The 15,750-nt window shown below is 50.7% G+C and carries 13 protein-coding genes; 11 read left to right on the top strand and 2 right to left on the bottom strand.

What is annotated here, in order from left to right:
- The first annotated feature begins 93 nt into the window (after window positions 1-93).
- A complete protein-coding gene (locus tag IPF95_02600) occupies window positions 94-1,113 on the top strand; it encodes a zinc-binding dehydrogenase (GenBank protein MBK6473583.1) in 1,020 nt (339 codons plus the stop codon).
- A 34-nt stretch (window positions 1,114-1,147) separates the two neighbouring features.
- On the opposite strand, the gene IPF95_02595 is transcribed toward IPF95_02600, so the two are convergent.
- Window positions 1,148-2,866, bottom strand: a complete 1,719-nt coding sequence (locus tag IPF95_02595) for a T9SS type A sorting domain-containing protein (protein MBK6473582.1) — start codon at window positions 2,864-2,866, stop codon at window positions 1,148-1,150.
- Window positions 2,867-2,998: 132 nt separating this feature from the next.
- Between IPF95_02595 and IPF95_02590 the strand changes: the two genes are divergently transcribed.
- The 9 genes from IPF95_02590 to IPF95_02550 all read left to right on the top strand — a co-directional run bounded on the left by IPF95_02590 (window position 2,999) and on the right by IPF95_02550 (window position 12,002).
- A complete protein-coding gene (locus IPF95_02590; GenBank protein ID MBK6473581.1) occupies window positions 2,999-4,156 on the top strand; it encodes a bifunctional 3-deoxy-7-phosphoheptulonate synthase/chorismate mutase type II in 1,158 nt (385 codons plus the stop codon).
- 71 nt (window positions 4,157-4,227) lie between these two features.
- Window positions 4,228-7,065: a VCBS repeat-containing protein gene (locus tag IPF95_02585; GenBank protein MBK6473580.1), complete on the top strand. Its 2,838-nt coding sequence runs from the start codon at window positions 4,228-4,230 to the stop codon at window positions 7,063-7,065.
- A 133-nt stretch (window positions 7,066-7,198) separates the two neighbouring features.
- Window positions 7,199-7,915 (top strand): ThiF family adenylyltransferase, encoded by a 717-nt coding sequence (locus IPF95_02580; GenBank protein MBK6473579.1) that lies wholly within the window; start codon window positions 7,199-7,201, stop codon window positions 7,913-7,915.
- Entirely contained in the window at window positions 7,912-8,640 is a 729-nt protein-coding gene (locus IPF95_02575; GenBank protein ID MBK6473578.1) for a sulfite exporter TauE/SafE family protein, read from the top strand. Before IPF95_02580 ends, IPF95_02575 begins: the two co-directional genes overlap by 4 nt.
- On the top strand, window positions 8,637-9,821 hold the full coding sequence (locus IPF95_02570; protein MBK6473577.1) for a molybdopterin molybdotransferase MoeA: 1,185 nt from the start codon (window positions 8,637-8,639) through the stop codon (window positions 9,819-9,821). The genes IPF95_02575 and IPF95_02570 overlap by 4 nt, the downstream gene beginning before the upstream one ends.
- Window positions 9,818-10,384, top strand: a complete 567-nt coding sequence (locus IPF95_02565) for a molybdenum cofactor guanylyltransferase (GenBank protein ID MBK6473576.1) — start codon at window positions 9,818-9,820, stop codon at window positions 10,382-10,384. Before IPF95_02570 ends, IPF95_02565 begins: the two co-directional genes overlap by 4 nt.
- A 3-nt stretch (window positions 10,385-10,387) precedes the next feature.
- The gene (locus tag IPF95_02560; GenBank protein ID MBK6473575.1) at window positions 10,388-10,612 is read left to right on the top strand and encodes a MoaD/ThiS family protein; all 225 of its coding nucleotides are present in this window, start codon (window positions 10,388-10,390) and stop codon (window positions 10,610-10,612) included.
- Complete coding sequence (locus IPF95_02555; protein MBK6473574.1) at window positions 10,609-11,088, top strand: molybdenum cofactor biosynthesis protein MoaE; 480 nt, start codon at window positions 10,609-10,611, stop codon at window positions 11,086-11,088. Before IPF95_02560 ends, IPF95_02555 begins: the two co-directional genes overlap by 4 nt.
- Window positions 11,085-12,002, top strand: coding sequence for a bifunctional molybdenum cofactor biosynthesis protein MoaC/MoaB (locus IPF95_02550; GenBank protein ID MBK6473573.1), 918 nt, complete (start codon window positions 11,085-11,087; stop codon window positions 12,000-12,002). Before IPF95_02555 ends, IPF95_02550 begins: the two co-directional genes overlap by 4 nt.
- Window positions 12,003-12,024: 22 nt before the next feature.
- Here IPF95_02550 and moaA read toward each other — a convergent pair whose 3' ends face one another.
- Entirely contained in the window at window positions 12,025-13,029 is a 1,005-nt protein-coding gene (gene moaA / locus IPF95_02545) for a GTP 3',8-cyclase MoaA (protein ID MBK6473572.1), read from the bottom strand.
- A gap of 169 nt (window positions 13,030-13,198) precedes the next feature.
- On the opposite strand from moaA, the gene IPF95_02540 reads away from it, so the two are divergent.
- Window positions 13,199-15,679 (top strand): T9SS type A sorting domain-containing protein, encoded by a 2,481-nt coding sequence (locus IPF95_02540; GenBank protein ID MBK6473571.1) that lies wholly within the window; start codon window positions 13,199-13,201, stop codon window positions 15,677-15,679.
- The last annotated feature ends 71 nt before the right edge of the window (window positions 15,680-15,750 follow it).

The following is a 15,750-nucleotide window of genomic DNA, read 5'->3' as shown; positions in this document are numbered from 1 at the left end:
GCCCAGTATAACGTGCGTTAACGTCTATTTCATCAAGGAGTTATCCAGACAGCAATAACGGACAACCAATAACCAATAACAAGCTGATCAAAAATGCCCAAAGCCTATACGCTCGTCAAACACGGAAATACAAAAGAAGCATTTGTCCTACAAGATCATCCGAGCAAACCCATTGGGCCCAACGACATTCGCATTCAAGTTGAAGGCTTCGGATTGAACTTCGCCGACGTTATGGCCGTAAAAGGAATGTACCGCGAAGCACCTCCATTGCCCAGTGTGATCGGATATGAAGTTGTTGGTCGTGTTACCGAATGTGGCTCTGCTGTATCCAAAGAAATGATGGACCAACGCGTGGTATCCATGACGCGGTTCGGCGGTTATGCGGAAGAAGTGGTAACTGATCACCGCGCCGCAGCGCGTATTCCGGACAGCATGCCGATCGGCGAAGCAGCAGCCTTGGCGACACAAGGGTGTACGGCGTGGTATGCAGCGCGTATTCTGGCGCCGGTGCGTAAAGGAGATCGTGTATTGGTACACAGCGCGGCAGGTGGAGTAGGGCAGCTGTTAACCCAACTGGCGGTACACAGTGGCTGCGAAGTATTCGCTGTTGGAAGTGGAGCGGAGAAGCGCACGTACCTGCAAAGCTTGGGCGCGCACCACATCATTGATCGCAGCATTGGTGATCCTCATGATCAGCTACGAAAAGCACTTGGAAAAAATCGCCTCGACGTGAGCTTCAATGCCGTTGGCGGGTCCTCCTTCAAACAGGATATGGAACTATTGGGAAGTGGCAGTCGGTTGGTCTTGTTCGGTGGCGCGGAACGTGGTTCGATCGGTGGCTTCGGCACATTGCGTTTTGTTTGGCGCATGGGACTCATGCTCCCGATCTTTTTGATGATGAAAAGCAAAAGCATCCTCGGCATCAACATGCTACGCATCAGCGAGAACAAACCAGAGATCGTTGCTGAATGCCTTCATGCAATGGTTCATGCCCATGCAACGGGTGTGATCCGCCCGCACGTGTACAAGGAGTATGATGCCAAACAATTGGTTGAAGCCCACATTGCATTGGAAGGCGGCAAGACGATGGGTAAGGTGGTGCTGCGCTGGTGATGGGTGGTGTGGTTCTATCTCAACCTTCCCCTTGTTACTCAAAAACGATCCTACCACTATACCGCTGCACGCCATCACTTAGTTCCACATGGTACATGCCTTTGGCTTGGGAGGTAATATCTAACCGTACGCCATCGCTGCCGGTGGTAACTGGAATACGTTGCACTTGCCTACCCTGTGCATCAAAAATAACAAGGTTCAGGTTTGGGGTAAACCGAAGGTTTAGTGGTAATTCTACCGTACACAAACCATTGTTGGGGTTGGCGTAGATGAGCAGGTCGTCCTGCCCTTCGGTACTGTAAGAAGAAACGCTGGTTATTAGACCTAACTTCGCCAAAATGGCATCCTTGTAACCGTATGTGGTAAACGAGGAATCACCGAGTGTAACGGATCCGGTCGGGTTTTGCCCCGGGAAACCTAAGCCTAAGTAAAGCCCATTTGTTGTAGGTAGCAGACTGCTTGTATTGAACGCACCTGTGCCATCTGTAAAGATACCTTGGCAGCTACTGGTTGCAGTGTGTTTGCTTATAAATACCGCTTGGTTCGAAACCGAAATGGGCACACCATCCCAATTCCCTGAACCCGTCTGTACAATACCTGTGGCGTAAAACCCGCCCAGAGGATCCGAGGCGATATTCTCGAATCTTACACCACCTGAAGATTGGTATGCTTTAGCAGAAAGTAGTGCTCCAGAAGAATCATGTATTGCAATAAATGAACTCCATCCGGAATTGTTCGCACTAAGAAGCGTATCAATACTAAATATGGCGGTGTCGCTAAAGATACCCACCATGGCCAACTGCCCATTTACATTAATTGCTATTGGCTCATTCACTAATGCAATATTGGCTCCAATTCCCTCTCTCGATACCCACAATATATCACCATTAACCGGGTCAATCCGCGAAAGCAAATAACCTTGCTCAGGTGTCGAGCCGCCAACCAACATGAGCGTATCTAACGAAACGGTGTCCGCCTGTGAGTTCACGCCATAAGGAACACATGCATATAGCCTAGCGCCATGATTATCCAAGTTTACAGATAACGAACTCAATCCAGAGTTCTGTTCAATAAATTGTCGAGCCCAAAGCGGTGACCCATCTGAATTATACCCAGCAATGAATGAGCCGTATGCATAAAGAGCGCCTTGAACGAAAGTCTGGGCATATTGGGTGGTGGTCCCAGATACTACGATTTGCCCATTGGACATTAACGCAACCGACCTTCCAACACACTTCGCCCCATTAAGGTCTGTGCTTGACGTAGCTACATTCTTTACCCATAAACAACTACCTGAGTAGCTCCAGCTGCTGAGCATAACGCCAGCATAATTTCCAGCATAAGTTGTAATTGTGTCCAGCACGCAGCCCCCTACATAGGTCCCAATCGCATAAATGGATTGTGAAAGCGTATCGATGACGAGATCAGCAATTGCTATTGAACCAGTTGGGCTGATGCAATTTTTTAACCAGATTAAACTACCATTGGAATCGAATTTAGCGATAAAAGCATCTGCGCTCCCAAGAACCGTATCCCCATCAATATAACAGTTGCTGTGTGAAACAGGATTGATGTTTCCAGGAGTGTCTCTCGCATATCCGACTATGGCGTAAATATTACCCTCCTCATCTTCGGCGGTAATACGTCCGGATTCTCCACCCGTTCCACCAATATGCTTCATCCATTGCCAATCTTGTGCAGCACATGTTAGAGATAAAGTAGAAAAAATGAACTGGAACAGTATGAACTTCATTCTCATGGATTGATAGACTTTCGTTCGAAGTTCTTGCCATCAGCATTTACGCCGAGAGAATAGTTTCCAAGAGAAAGCGACATGCAGTGGTGAAAGTAATAAGTAATCACATCACAAGATACCTTTGCACAAATGCCCGATCCATCGAACCCTGGCCTGCAACCTATTCCGTTCTCACAATGGGGGTTAGGGCTGGAGCGGCCATTGATGATCGCTGGCCCCTGCAGTGCGGAAAGCGAGGAGCAGGTATTGGCCACGGCACAAGGCATAGTGGAAAGTGGTATCGCAAACGTGTTCAGAGCTGGAATATGGAAGCCGCGCACGCGGCCCGGTAGTTTTGAAGGCGCTGGAGCACCCGCTTTGGAATGGTTAAAAGCGGTGAAGGAGAGAACGGGGCTGCTGACCATGGTAGAAGTGGCAACCGCTGAACACGTGGAAGCTGCATTGAAAGCGAAAGTGGATATGCTGTGGATAGGTGCGCGTACAACCCCCAATCCATTCAGTGTGCAGGAGATCGCGGATGCGTTGCGCGGTACGGATATTCCGGTCTTCGTTAAGAACCCCATCAACCCGGACCTTCATTTATGGATCGGAGCCTTGGAACGGTTGCAGCAGGCAGGGGTTACCCGTTTTGCAGCGGTGCATCGCGGCTTCAATTGGTTCGAGCGTACGCCTTATCGCAATAGTCCCATGTGGGAATTCCCAATCCGGCTGAAGGCGGCTTACCCGGAATTGGAGATCATCTGCGACCCGAGCCATATTGCCGGAGAGCGTTCCAAACTGGCTATTATTGCCCAGCAAGCTTTGGATCTGGGGCTGAGCGGCTTGATGCTTGAAGTTCATCCCGATCCCGATCATGCACTCAGCGATCCGCAGCAGCAATTAACGCCTTCCGCTTATAAGGAACTGATCAACAGTTTGATCTTCCGGACCTCGCGGCCTACAGCACCCATGCAGAACCGGTTGCAGGAATTGCGCGACCTGATCGATCAGTTGGATGAGGAGATCGCCCAGAAACTGGGTACACGAATGGCAATTGCGGAGCGTATCGGCGACCATAAGCGGGCGCATAAAGTGGCCATTTTGCAACCGGAGCGGTGGGAGAATATCATGGATCGGCAGCTTCGGCTGGCTGCGGATCTTGGCCTAAGTGCCGCGTTCGTAAAGGAATTCATGGACTCCGTGCACCGGGAGAGCATCCGCAGACAAAGCGACCCTGAAGGTTCAGAGGTTCACGAACCCACCTCAGGAACACCACAATACGCAAAGAATGGAAAGGTGCGTGAATGACCAAGTTCTTTACCTTGCCAGTAACTTGCGACCCCTAATTATTCACGAAGGAACCTAAACCCGTTTAGATCATGCGATTGAATTCTACCCTCTGGGTAACCTTATCCCTTGTTACAGTACCGTTACTTGGCCACGGTCAGGTGGCATTTACCAATGCTAGCAATTTGCTCAGCAATACCACTACGAGTGGTGGTTGCATGGGAGTTGTTGATATGAACGGCGATGGCTTGGACGACATAGCCAAGTTGCATGACAGTAAACATTTTTATGTGGATTATCAGAATGCGGATGGTTCGTTCACACTAGAGGACTACGGAACGGTTTCAAACTCCGGGCAATGGGGAATGGCCATTGGCGACATGGACAACGACGGGCACAAGGACCTTGTCTGCGGAGGAAATTCCGACGGAACACATTTCTTGAGCATAGCAAGTGTTGGCGTTAGTACGCTTACCGACCTGAACAATGGGTCGCTGTTCACCCAATGCGTGAATATCGCCGACATTAACAACGATGGTTATAATGACTACTTCGCTTGTAATGATGTAGGTCCCTCGAAAACGTGGATCAACGACCAGAACGGTGGCTTGCCGTATAATAACTACATAAATTATGCGACGGATCCGGTATCCGATATGAGCGGCAACTACGGTAGCGTATGGATCGATTTTGATGACGACGGTGACCTCGATCTTTTCATTGCACATTGCCGCCAAGGGGTTAATGATCCAGAAGATCCACGCCGCTGGGACCGCTTGTTCGTTAACGATGGCAATAACAACTACACCGACCAAGCGGAGGAGTTCGGATTGTTGAACAAGAGCCAATCCTGGTCCGCCGATTTCGGGGATATTGATAATGATGGGGATCTGGACCAGGTCGTGACCACACACGATGGTACGATCGAGTTGTTCGAGAATGATGGAACCGGTCACTTCACGGATATCACGGCGGGTTGCGGAATGGAGGTTTCCGGATTCTTCTTGCAGAGCAAATTCGTTGATCTGGATAATGATGGTTTCTTGGATGTAATGATCGCTGGTGGCTCGGGCAGTGCACATGTTTACATGAATGATGCGGATAACACCTTTACGGAAATAGCCAACACATTTCCGAGCAATAAGAGCATGCACAGCTTCGCTACAGGAGATCTGAATAATGATGGATTCCAGGACGTGTTCGCGAACTATGGTGGTGGTTATATCGATTCTGATGCTAGCTATCCTGATCGTTTGTGGTTGAATAACACGAACGCTAATCATTGGTTCACCGTTCAGTTGCGGGGTGTCCAAAGCAATCGGGATGCGATCGGTGCTCGCGTTACGATAACAGGTCCTTGGGGCACGCAGATACGTGAGGTCCGCGCTGGTGAGAGCTATGGAATTGTAACGAGCTTTGCGTGTAATTTCGGTATTGGTAACGCTACCACGATCCCTACCATGACCATCAACTGGCCAAGTGGGCTGGTGGAAACCTTCACTGATCTTGCAGTGGATCAGACCATAGTGGTGATCGAGGACCTATGTATCAGTCCAACGGTTGCCATCGCCACTTCAGGCGCCCCGATCATTTGTGGAAATGGAGATTCAGTAACACTCACTGCGGATGCAGGGTTCAACTATACATGGAGCAATGCGGAGACGACCCAGAGCATTACCGTTTCCCAACCAGGAAATTACACGGTAACGGTGGATGATGGCACTGGTTGCACGGGTACGGCAAGCATTTTCGTTCAACAGAGTCCGGATGAAACTCCAAGTGTAGCAGTAGTTGGAGAGACGGAATTCTGCGAAGGCGGATCAGTCGAGTTGACCTCATCCAGTGCATCAGGCTATACGTGGACCGGAGGAGCCACCACACAAACGATATCAGTTACAGAAGCCGGATCATACGCGGTTACGATCGATGGAACGTGCGGTGCATTCACAAGTGATGCGATCAGCGTTTCGGTCCTTGATGCACCCGATGCTCCAAGTGGAACAGGAGCTTCCATCGCAATTGGGAACACAGCACAGATATCTGCCGTTGGTGATAACATCACGTGGTACGATCAGGCCGCAGGCGGTGCCGTTGTTGGAACAGGTAACAGCTATGATACGCCAGTATTGAACACGACAACTTCGTATTGGGCATCATCGAGCACGCAATACGGTGGTGGACAAGCATTCGGAGGCAGAGTTGATAACAGCACAACAGGTGCCTACCATACCAATGCGGACAACTACCAAGTGTTCAGTGCATTCGAGGACTTCACGCTTGTTTCGGTAAAGGTGTATGCAAGTGGTGCGGGTAACCGGACCATTGCATTGACGAACTACAACACCGGAGCCACATTGGCAACGGGTTCATTCAGCGTTCCCGATGGTGAAAGCCGTGTGGATCTCAATTTCGCTGTACCAGCTGGTGGTCCTTACGGCTTGCGTGTTGTTGGCGGTAACCCACAACTTTGGCGCGATGCGTTGGGCAGCAACCCTACCTATCCCTATGCCTTGGGCACTGTCGGCGAGATCACAAGCAGCAGTGTTGGTGGTGCGAATGCGACCGCATACTATTACTTCTTCTATGATTGGGAGGTGAGCAGTGAAGGGGTTACATGCGAAGGTCCGTTGACGGAAGTCGTCGTATTCGTTGGCACAGTTGGCCTGGATGAGAACGACGCGAATGGTCTTGTGCAGGTTTTCCCGAACCCGGCACACGACAACATTACCATGGCTTTTGGTGATGTGAAAGGAAAGGTGACCGTTGAAATAATGGATGTCACCGGACGTTTGGTCCGCAGCATCAATGTTGCAGACGCACAACAGAATGGTCGCATGAACATGGATCTCAGCGATCTTTCACGCGGTGAATATGTGATCCGTGTTCAACACGCGGAAGGCAATAGTGTTCATCAGATCGTGCTGCAGTAATAGCATCGATGGAAAAGTTGAAAAGCTCCCGACCTGGATCCAGGTCGGGAGCTTTTTGTTTTCATTGCCGGGGGTTGTTCCAAGACCAATGAAGGAGAACGGACAACCAGGAATATCGCAGTAACTTGGTCGCATGGGAGAAAAGGATGGCCATAAGCATGTCATTGTGATCGGGGCAGGGGCTGTAGGCTGTGCGCTGATCCCGATGCTTGCAACACTTCCTTTGGATCAATGTTCCATAATTGATGGTGATACAGTGGAACGCTCCAATCTTAAGCGCCAACCGCTTTATGGACCATCGGATATTGATCGCCTGAAAGTGGAGGCAGCTGCGGAACGGATGCGACATACCGCTACGGAAATGAAGATCGTTCCCATTCCGCAGTTCATCGGAGCAGCCAATGCGGATGAATTGCTTCGGGGTGCTTCCGTTGTTGCCGATTGCACGGATGATCTACATGCGCGCGTGCTGATCGATCGGTATTGTGAGGAACATGAACTTCCATTGGTAAGCGGATCCGTCTTCACGGAACAGTTCCAGGTATTAACGCTGCATGTGCCACTGGTACCAAGGGGAAAAGGGTTCGGGCTGCGCGATTATTATCCCGGAAAGATCGGAATGGATCAGGATGGTTGCGATATGCAGAACGTACCGGTAATGGTACCGAACATGGCAGCAGCACTAATGGCATGGCGCATTTCGGATCTGATCAACGGCGGGAATGGAGGCGCGGATCACATGGATATTTGCGATCTTAAGCACGGTCGATGGATGCGTATAGCACCGCCTCAACAACCAGATGATCCAGAACTCATAGCAGCGGATCAACAACGCATTATACGCGGATGAATGCAGTTCTTGTATTGAGTGTGTTGGCCGTGATCGGCTTTTTCTATGCATCAGTGGGTCACGGTGGAGCAAGTGGTTATTTGGTTGTAATGGCGTTGCTCGGTTATTCGCAGGATGTCATGAGGCCGTCCGCATTGATCATGAACCTTTTCGTAAGCGCCATATCATTCACACAATTTGCACGCGGTGGTCATTTTCGCTGGAAGCTCTTTTGGCCGTTCGCGCTAGCATCCGTTCCATTTGCGTTCATCGGCGCAGGGATCAGTGTCGATCCACTTATTTACAAACGGATACTCGCAGTTTGTTTGTTGTTCGCGGTGGCAAGGCTCGTTGGGCTTTTCGGGAGTGCACCTTTAAAAAGCAAGGAGGTGAACATACCATTGGCATTGATCACTGGTGCGGTGTTGGGCCTTGTATCCGGAGTGATCGGCATCGGTGGTGGGATCCTGCTTAGTCCATTGATCCTGCTTTTGGGATGGGCGAATGCAAAAGAGACCGCAGCGGTAAGCGCGTTGTTCATCTTCGTGAATAGCGCAAGTGGCGTGTTACGGATCGCGATGGATGGAATGGAGTTGGGTAATGAAGTGGTCGGATGGGTGCTGGCCGCAGTGGTCGGTGGTTTGGCCGGAGGTTATTTTGGAGCACAGCGATTGAATGAACCACGACTACGGCAGCTGCTGGGTTTCGTTCTGTTCCTGGCTTCCATAAAATTGTTCTGGGCATGATATCAGTATCGGAAGCAAAACGGTTGATGATGGCGGCAGTGCCGGATCCAGTGGTGATCGACCTTCCGATCGCAAAGGCGTCCGATCATTTTGCAGGATCTGATATTCGTGCACCATTCGATCATCCGTTGTTCAATTGCAGTGCGGTGGATGGTTATGCGTTCCACTTTGAGGATGTACATGGCCCGATGCAGGTGTGTGATGAAGTACAGGCCGGTGGTACGTTGGACAACGCTGTTGGTCCAGCCCAGTGTGTACGGATATTCACCGGTGCCGAAGTGCCAGAAGGAGCCGATACCGTGGTCATGCAGGAGTATTGTACACGGGACGGAGATATGATCACAGTTGATGATGCTCGCCTGGTTCGGGGCGGGAATATCCGCAAGCAAGGTGAGCAGATCAAAGCGGAAGGAACGGTAGTCGTAAAGGGAACCTTCTTGAATGCATCCGCGATCGGTCTGTTGGCATCCGTTGGAGTTGTCACTGTGCCTGTGGGTCGCGTTCCTGAGGTATCGATCATTCGAACGGGTGGAGAATTCACTGAGCCAGGTGCTACACCAGCACCTGGAAAAATATTCAGCAGTAATGACCTCATGTTATCCGTAGCATTGAAGGAAGTCCTTAGCTGCGCAGGGAATGAGGTTTTCACCGCACGCGATAGTATGGATGAATTGCGCTGGTCATTCGAACGTGCGTTGGAAGTTTCTGAGGTCGTGATCTGTACTGGCGGTGTTTCGGTCGGTGATCATGATCTGGTGTTACCGGTGCTGCAGCAAATGGGTGCGGAACTGATCTTTCATTGCGTAGCCCAGAAGCCGGGAAAGCCGATGTTATTTGCAAGGATCAACGGCAAGTTCGTTTTCGGTCTACCCGGAAATCCGCGCGCTGTCATGGTCTTGTTCTGGGAATACGTAGTGCTATTTTTACAAGCGATGCAAGGTGCAGCAGATCCCGGACTGAAGAGCAATGTTCTGAAGCTCCGCGATCCACTGGTCGTAAAAGGGGATCGTGCGGAATTCCGTGCAGCGATCGTACGCGATGGTCATGTGGAGCTACTGCGAGACGAAGGTTCACACATGCTCCATAGCTTGGTACATGCCGATGTGCTGGCCTATGTTCCGGAGAACAGGCGGTCGTATTTGAAGGACGATCCCATCGAAGTACATTGGTTACCGAAATGAGCGATCGAGGTTGGACAGGCGTTGTTCTTGCCGGTGGTAAAAGCAGCCGAATGGGCCATGACAAAGCGATGATCGAGCATGAAGGTGTAACGTTGTTGCAACTTGGTATCGAGCGGTTACGGCCGTTGGCCCGAGAAGTGATCGTGATCGGTGATCCAGAAAAATACGCAGAACATTGGTCGCATGTAATACCGGATGATTCCCCCGGTGATGGGCCGCTAAGAGGTATTGCGACGGCATTGAAGCATGCACGGTATGTGAAAGTATTGGTCACTGCCTGTGATATGCCGTCCATCAATGATCGCCTACTCATCCAGTTGAAGAATGCGTTGGATAACGGTGGTGATGCCATTGTTCCACGACATGCTGGAAAAGTAGAACCGATGGCGGCGGCTTATCACAAGCGAAGTCTGGAATCGTTCGAGAATTGCTTGAGCAAAGGGAGCTACCGGTTGAGCGATGCACTGGTTACGGTGGATACGCATTTCATGGATATCGTACCTGGAAAATTCGGCTGGCCCTTGAATTTATTTCGCAACATCAACTCTCCGAGCGATCTTTGAGCCATGCAAGTATTGTTGTTCGGTATGATAGCGGAACGTGCGGAGGTGGGAACACTTGAACTGAACGCGAAGAACATGGAAGAGCTCCGTGATCAACTGGGAACACGCATCAATGGGCTGAACGACCTGAGCTATAGCATTGCGGTCGATCGTTCCATCGTGCATGGTGAAATGGAACTTTCAGGTGATGAAGAGATCGCGGTACTACCGCCATTCGCAGGAGGATGAAAGAGAAGAGCACACATCGGAAGCATGACATTTTTATTGAAGGAGCCATCGATCCAGGCTTCATCTCAGAAAGTATCTCGAAGCATGCAACGCGCATGGATATCGGCGCGCATGAAATTTTTCTAGGTCAGATCCGTGCGTATATGGATGCAGGTTCTGGTATGGATCGACCAGCGAATACGGTCACGGCGATCGAGTATACCGCATACAAGGACATGGCATTGGAGCGCATGACCGCGATCCGCGAAGATGCGTTCGATCGGTGGCCGACAATAACTTGTTTGCATGTGTACCACAGCCTGGGAAGGATCCCCGCTGGGAAATTATGTTTCATGGTATTTGCCAGTGCACCCCATCGTCGGCAAGCGCGTGAAGCGGTCGCTTTCGTTGTTGATGCGGTGAAGAAGGAACTACCGATCTTCGGTCGCGAATTGTTCGATGATGATGCGCACAAGTGGAAAACGAATCGTTCATGATCGACATCACTCATAAATCAACAACACTGCGTGAGGCCATTGCGCAAGCCACGGTAACCGTGAGTTCCACAACGACGATCGATGTCGTACGAGCGAAGAAAGTGCCCAAGGGAGATGTGTTGGAAGCAGCAAGAATTGCCGCCTTGTTCGGTGTAAAACGCACTTCGGACATGATCCCGGATTGCCATCCATTACCCGTGGAACACACCGAGGTCAATTTTGAGGTCACGGATAGTTCCATCATCATAAACGTGAAAGTGCGCACCATATACCGCACCGGGGTTGAAGTGGAAGCCATGCATGGCGCTAGCGTAGCGGCACTAACGATCTATGATATGCTGAAGCCGATCGACAAAGGCATCACCATCGATCGCATCCGGTTGGTAGAGAAAAAAGGCGGCAAAAGTGATTGGAAGGACGATTTTGCTACACCTCGGAAAGCAGCGGTGCTGGTCTGTTCGGATCAGGTTTCTGCGGGTAAGAAGAAAGACACTGCGGGAGCGAGGCTCAAAGAGCGGTTGGAGCAATTGAACCTGAATGTTATTGAAGTCGCAACGGTTCCGGATGATACCGATCCCATCAAGGCACAAGTCCAGCAATGGGCCAAGTTGGGTGTTGACCTGATCCTTACGACCGGTGGTACAGGACTTTCTCCTAGGGATAACACCCCGGATGCGATAGCGTCGATCCTGGATCGCGAAATACCGGGAATCATGGAAACCGCACGCGCATATGGGCAGGATCGTATGCCTTTAGCTATCATGTCACGTGGTATCGCCGGAATGATCGGTCGCACGTTGGTGATCACGTTACCCGGATCAACACGCGGTGCGCAAGAGACCATGGATGCCTTGTTCCCTTTCGTTCTACACGTGCTAAAAGTGCAGGAACACGCATTCCGGCACGGGCAGTAAAAGTGGTGTGACTTAATTGCGCTCACCCACCAATGCTCACCATTGGCCGAGCACTTAGGTGGTTCAATACCTCCGTTTCGGAAGCGGCCTTGAAAGGTGGTAACCCGCCGAGCATCTTATGCTTCGCCAATACATTTGCTTCGATCAACGGGCCAAGGTCTGCTCCACTGCGCATGGCTTTCAACAGGTCGGTTTCTTCTCGCGAGAATAAACAATTGCGCATTTTGCCTTCCGCAGTAATGCGCAACCGATCACATGTGCCGCAGAACGGTTCCGTTACCGTGCTGATCACTGCGAACGTTCCTGGCCAGTTCGGCACTCTGTATGATTTTGCTGTGCTGTGCGGGTCGTCATTCAATTTCTCGAATGGATAGGAAATGCCAATGCGCTCCAACATTTCAGCGTAGGTGAATACACGTTCACGCCCCCAATGATTTCCAGCAAAGGGCATGAACTCAATGAAACGGACATGCACATCATGGTCGCGGGTCAGTTCCACGAAACGTACCAATTCGTCCTCATTGACCCCACGCATGACCACCATGTTCACTTTTACGCGAAGACCTTTCTTTAGGGCCGCTTGGATATTGTTCCATACCCGCTGGAAGCCATCACGCCTTGTGATCTGCTTGAACCGATCCACATGGAACGTATCCAGACTGATATTGATGCTCTTCAACCCACCAGCAATAAGACCATCCAGATGATGGTGCAACGTATGAGCATTCGTGGTAAGCCCCAATTGGACCGGGAGCGTTGAAAGATCTCGGACAATTTCAACAACATCCGGTCTAACAAGTGGTTCTCCACCGGTGATCCGGATCTTGGTAATACCGAACTGTTCTACGAAAATGCGAGCGATTGTGCCGAGCTCTTCCAGGGTCATAAGCTCCTTGCGCTTCAGGAAGACCTGGTCTTCAGGCATGCAATACGTGCAGCGCAGGTCGCACTTATCCACGATACTCAACCGCAAGCTCCTGTGCAAGCGATCATGAGTGTCGATCAGTGGTTTTGTACGGCTTGGCATGCTACAAAGGAACGAAGGATCAGGTTGATAACGTAATCCGCACCGGACAAGCAAAAGGTCAATTCTTCGGCAATGAAACTATTCTGGTAGGCTTGCGTAAAATGCCTACCGTTCAAGCGCATCTATCCAAACCTAACCTAAGAGAGCCAACGGTTGAACCATATTCAAAATGAAACAGATCAAAACCCGTAAAAGGTCTGCGACGTTCTCTCTCTCCCTCCTTGTCGCCGCCATTCCAACGTTATTAACTGCTCAGGCAGGTGACCTTGTCACCTCCTATGCCAACGGCCCCGGTGCCAATAGCCGGATATCATGTTCTGCCGTTCAGGTTGATGGCAAGCTTGTGATCGGTGGCACATTCACCGGGTTCGCTGGCACATCGCGTAAACGCATCGCACGCTTGACCGAAAATGGCCTTTTGGATACCTCGTTCGATCCTGGTACTGGGGCCTCCAGTACGGTCAACGAGATCGCCATGCAGCCCGATGGCAAGATCATTATTGGTGGTCAGTTCTCAAGCTACAATGGCGTTCTACAGCGGAGCATTGCACGATTGAACTCCGATGGATCCTTGGACCTGACGTTCATTTCAGGCTTGGGATTCAACGGGATCGTAACGGCCGTCGATGTATTGCCGTCGGGTAGGATCATGGTTGCAGGATGGTTCACGTCATACAATGGCATACCACGCCCAAGGATAGCACGATTGAATTCGAACGGGACGTTGGATCTGACCTTCGATCCAGGTGTTGGACCCGATGCTGCTGTGCTCTGCATGAAAGTGGCCACGGACGGTAAAGTGTATATCGGAGGCTCATTTGCTACAATCTCCGGTACCTCACGTAATGGAGTTGCGCGTTTATTGGCCGATGGCGCCAACGATCCAACTTTCAGTACCGGCACAGGTCTTAATTCTCCAGGCTACGCACTCGCTATCCAACCTGATGGTAAGTTGATCATTGGTGGTCCGTTCACGGATTACAACGGAGCAAGCCGCCCCAGAGTAGCTCGCATCCTTGAGACGGGTGCCGTGGATCCGACATTCAAGCCTGTAGCTGGGTTCAATAGTTGGGTATATTCCTTGGATACACAACCGGGTGGTAGAATTCTATGTGGTGGAGATTTTACATCATACAATGGCGTTAGCGCGAACCGTATCGCACTATTGAATAGTGACGGTTCAAAGGACATTGATTTTCTGACTGGCACCGGGTTCAATAACTGGGTGTACGACACGCAATTCCTACCCGAAGGGGATATCGTTGTGTTAGGTGGATTCAGCAGTTACAACGGAACTGCCAGGGGCATGGTAGCGAAACTTGAATCCGGTTGTACGGAAGAGTTGAAATTGACGTTCGAGACGGACGCGATCGGATCGCAGACATCCTGGCAATTGATCGCCGATGGTTATACATATCCGGTGTGTCAAGGAACTGGCATGGCCGATAATTCCACCGTCCAGACCGGCTGTTGTGTGCCATCTGGATCTTATAAGCTGAAGGTGTTCGACAGTGCCGGTGATGGCATCGCGAATGGAGGATATGTACTAACCGATCGTAACGGAAAGCGGATCATAGACAACCGCAACAACTTCACGAACGGATCGGTGAGTGCGATCATGGGTGATCAGGCTTTCTCCACCGAAATGGGTACGGATGACTTTCTCTTCTTATTGAAGGACAAGGTGGATTGGACACCATCCGGTGAGTATCTTGTTTGCAATGCGAACCCATTGGTTTCCGCACAATTTGGCATCACCAACACCACAAGTGGATATGAGTATTGGTTCTTTGATCCCAATGGCAGTTATTCGTTCCGTCGATTCCTGAGTCATGCGACCAATGACCTATACGGCAATGCAGAACTACGTGCATGCCATCTGCGCGTGAACAACTGGAGTGCTGCCAACCATATTCCAAGTGGCGTAATGATGAATGTAAGGGTTCGTGGTCATGTAGCTGGCGTTGCTTTACCGTGGGGTCCAGCATGTCGGTTCAAGATCGATCCAAGTGCAGCGGATTGTCCTTCCACTAAATTGGTCTGGGATCCTACAAGCGTCCATTTTTCATGCGGCGTTACACGGTCATTGGCTCAGCGCGTGATCGCACAACCATTGCGTGGTGCGAACAAATACAAGTTCAAGTTCGTGAACGTAGCAGATGGCTATGACCGGGAATCGGTCTCGAACAACTACATCCGCACATTGAATTTGGGAGCTCCAGCTCTTGTCCCAGGTCGCACCTATCAGGTCAGTGTAGCGGTAAGCTATGATAACGGAGTTACGTATTGTCCGTATGGCGAAGCATGTGATGTTACCATTGCCGGTTCCATGATGGCACCGCCTCCGGGGAACCCGGTACATGTTCTGATCGGAGCAGAACAGGCCATGGCGTTGACCGTTTGGCCGAACCCGACTACTGGTTCATCGATCAACTTGAGCATTGACCTTCAGACCGAGTTGGAAGCACCGTTGATGATCCGTGTAATGGATGTAAGTGGTCGCATCGTGCATCAGGAACAGAAAGCAGTGCAGGGAACGATCTACTATTCCACGATGGACTTTCAGGAGCAACTTTCGTACGGAACGTATTTCATCGAAGCGACCTCCGGTGAATATCGGACCACACAACGGTTCATGGTCGCCTATTGAGTACTAACAGATAGATAACGCACCGCCAGTTCCGGTAACCCGGATCTGGCGGTGTTTTCTTTTGGTGTCAG

The sequence above is a fragment of the Flavobacteriales bacterium genome, from assembly GCA_016704485.1.
In the GTDB taxonomy this organism is placed as follows: domain Bacteria; phylum Bacteroidota; class Bacteroidia; order Flavobacteriales_F; family PHOS-HE28; genus PHOS-HE28.
The sequence above is the reverse complement of the archived record's forward strand: the minus strand, read 5'-3'. Positions and strand labels throughout refer to the sequence as shown.

Coding starts and splice junctions, on each gene's coding strand:
- IPF95_02600 (MBK6473583.1), top strand. CDS start 94: ATGCCCAAAGCCTATACGCTCGTCAAACACGGAAATACAAAAGAAGCA.
- IPF95_02595 (MBK6473582.1), bottom strand. CDS start 2,866: ATGAAGTTCATACTGTTCCAGTTCATTTTTTCTACTTTATCTCTAACA.
- IPF95_02590 (MBK6473581.1), top strand. CDS start 2,999: ATGCCCGATCCATCGAACCCTGGCCTGCAACCTATTCCGTTCTCACAA.
- IPF95_02585 (MBK6473580.1), top strand. CDS start 4,228: ATGCGATTGAATTCTACCCTCTGGGTAACCTTATCCCTTGTTACAGTA.
- IPF95_02580 (MBK6473579.1), top strand. CDS start 7,199: ATGGGAGAAAAGGATGGCCATAAGCATGTCATTGTGATCGGGGCAGGG.
- IPF95_02575 (MBK6473578.1), top strand. CDS start 7,912: ATGAATGCAGTTCTTGTATTGAGTGTGTTGGCCGTGATCGGCTTTTTC.
- IPF95_02570 (MBK6473577.1), top strand. CDS start 8,637: ATGATATCAGTATCGGAAGCAAAACGGTTGATGATGGCGGCAGTGCCG.
- IPF95_02565 (MBK6473576.1), top strand. CDS start 9,818: ATGAGCGATCGAGGTTGGACAGGCGTTGTTCTTGCCGGTGGTAAAAGC.
- IPF95_02560 (MBK6473575.1), top strand. CDS start 10,388: ATGCAAGTATTGTTGTTCGGTATGATAGCGGAACGTGCGGAGGTGGGA.
- IPF95_02555 (MBK6473574.1), top strand. CDS start 10,609: ATGAAAGAGAAGAGCACACATCGGAAGCATGACATTTTTATTGAAGGA.
- IPF95_02550 (MBK6473573.1), top strand. CDS start 11,085: ATGATCGACATCACTCATAAATCAACAACACTGCGTGAGGCCATTGCG.
- moaA (MBK6473572.1), bottom strand. CDS start 13,029: ATGCCAAGCCGTACAAAACCACTGATCGACACTCATGATCGCTTGCAC.
- IPF95_02540 (MBK6473571.1), top strand. CDS start 13,199: ATGAAACAGATCAAAACCCGTAAAAGGTCTGCGACGTTCTCTCTCTCC.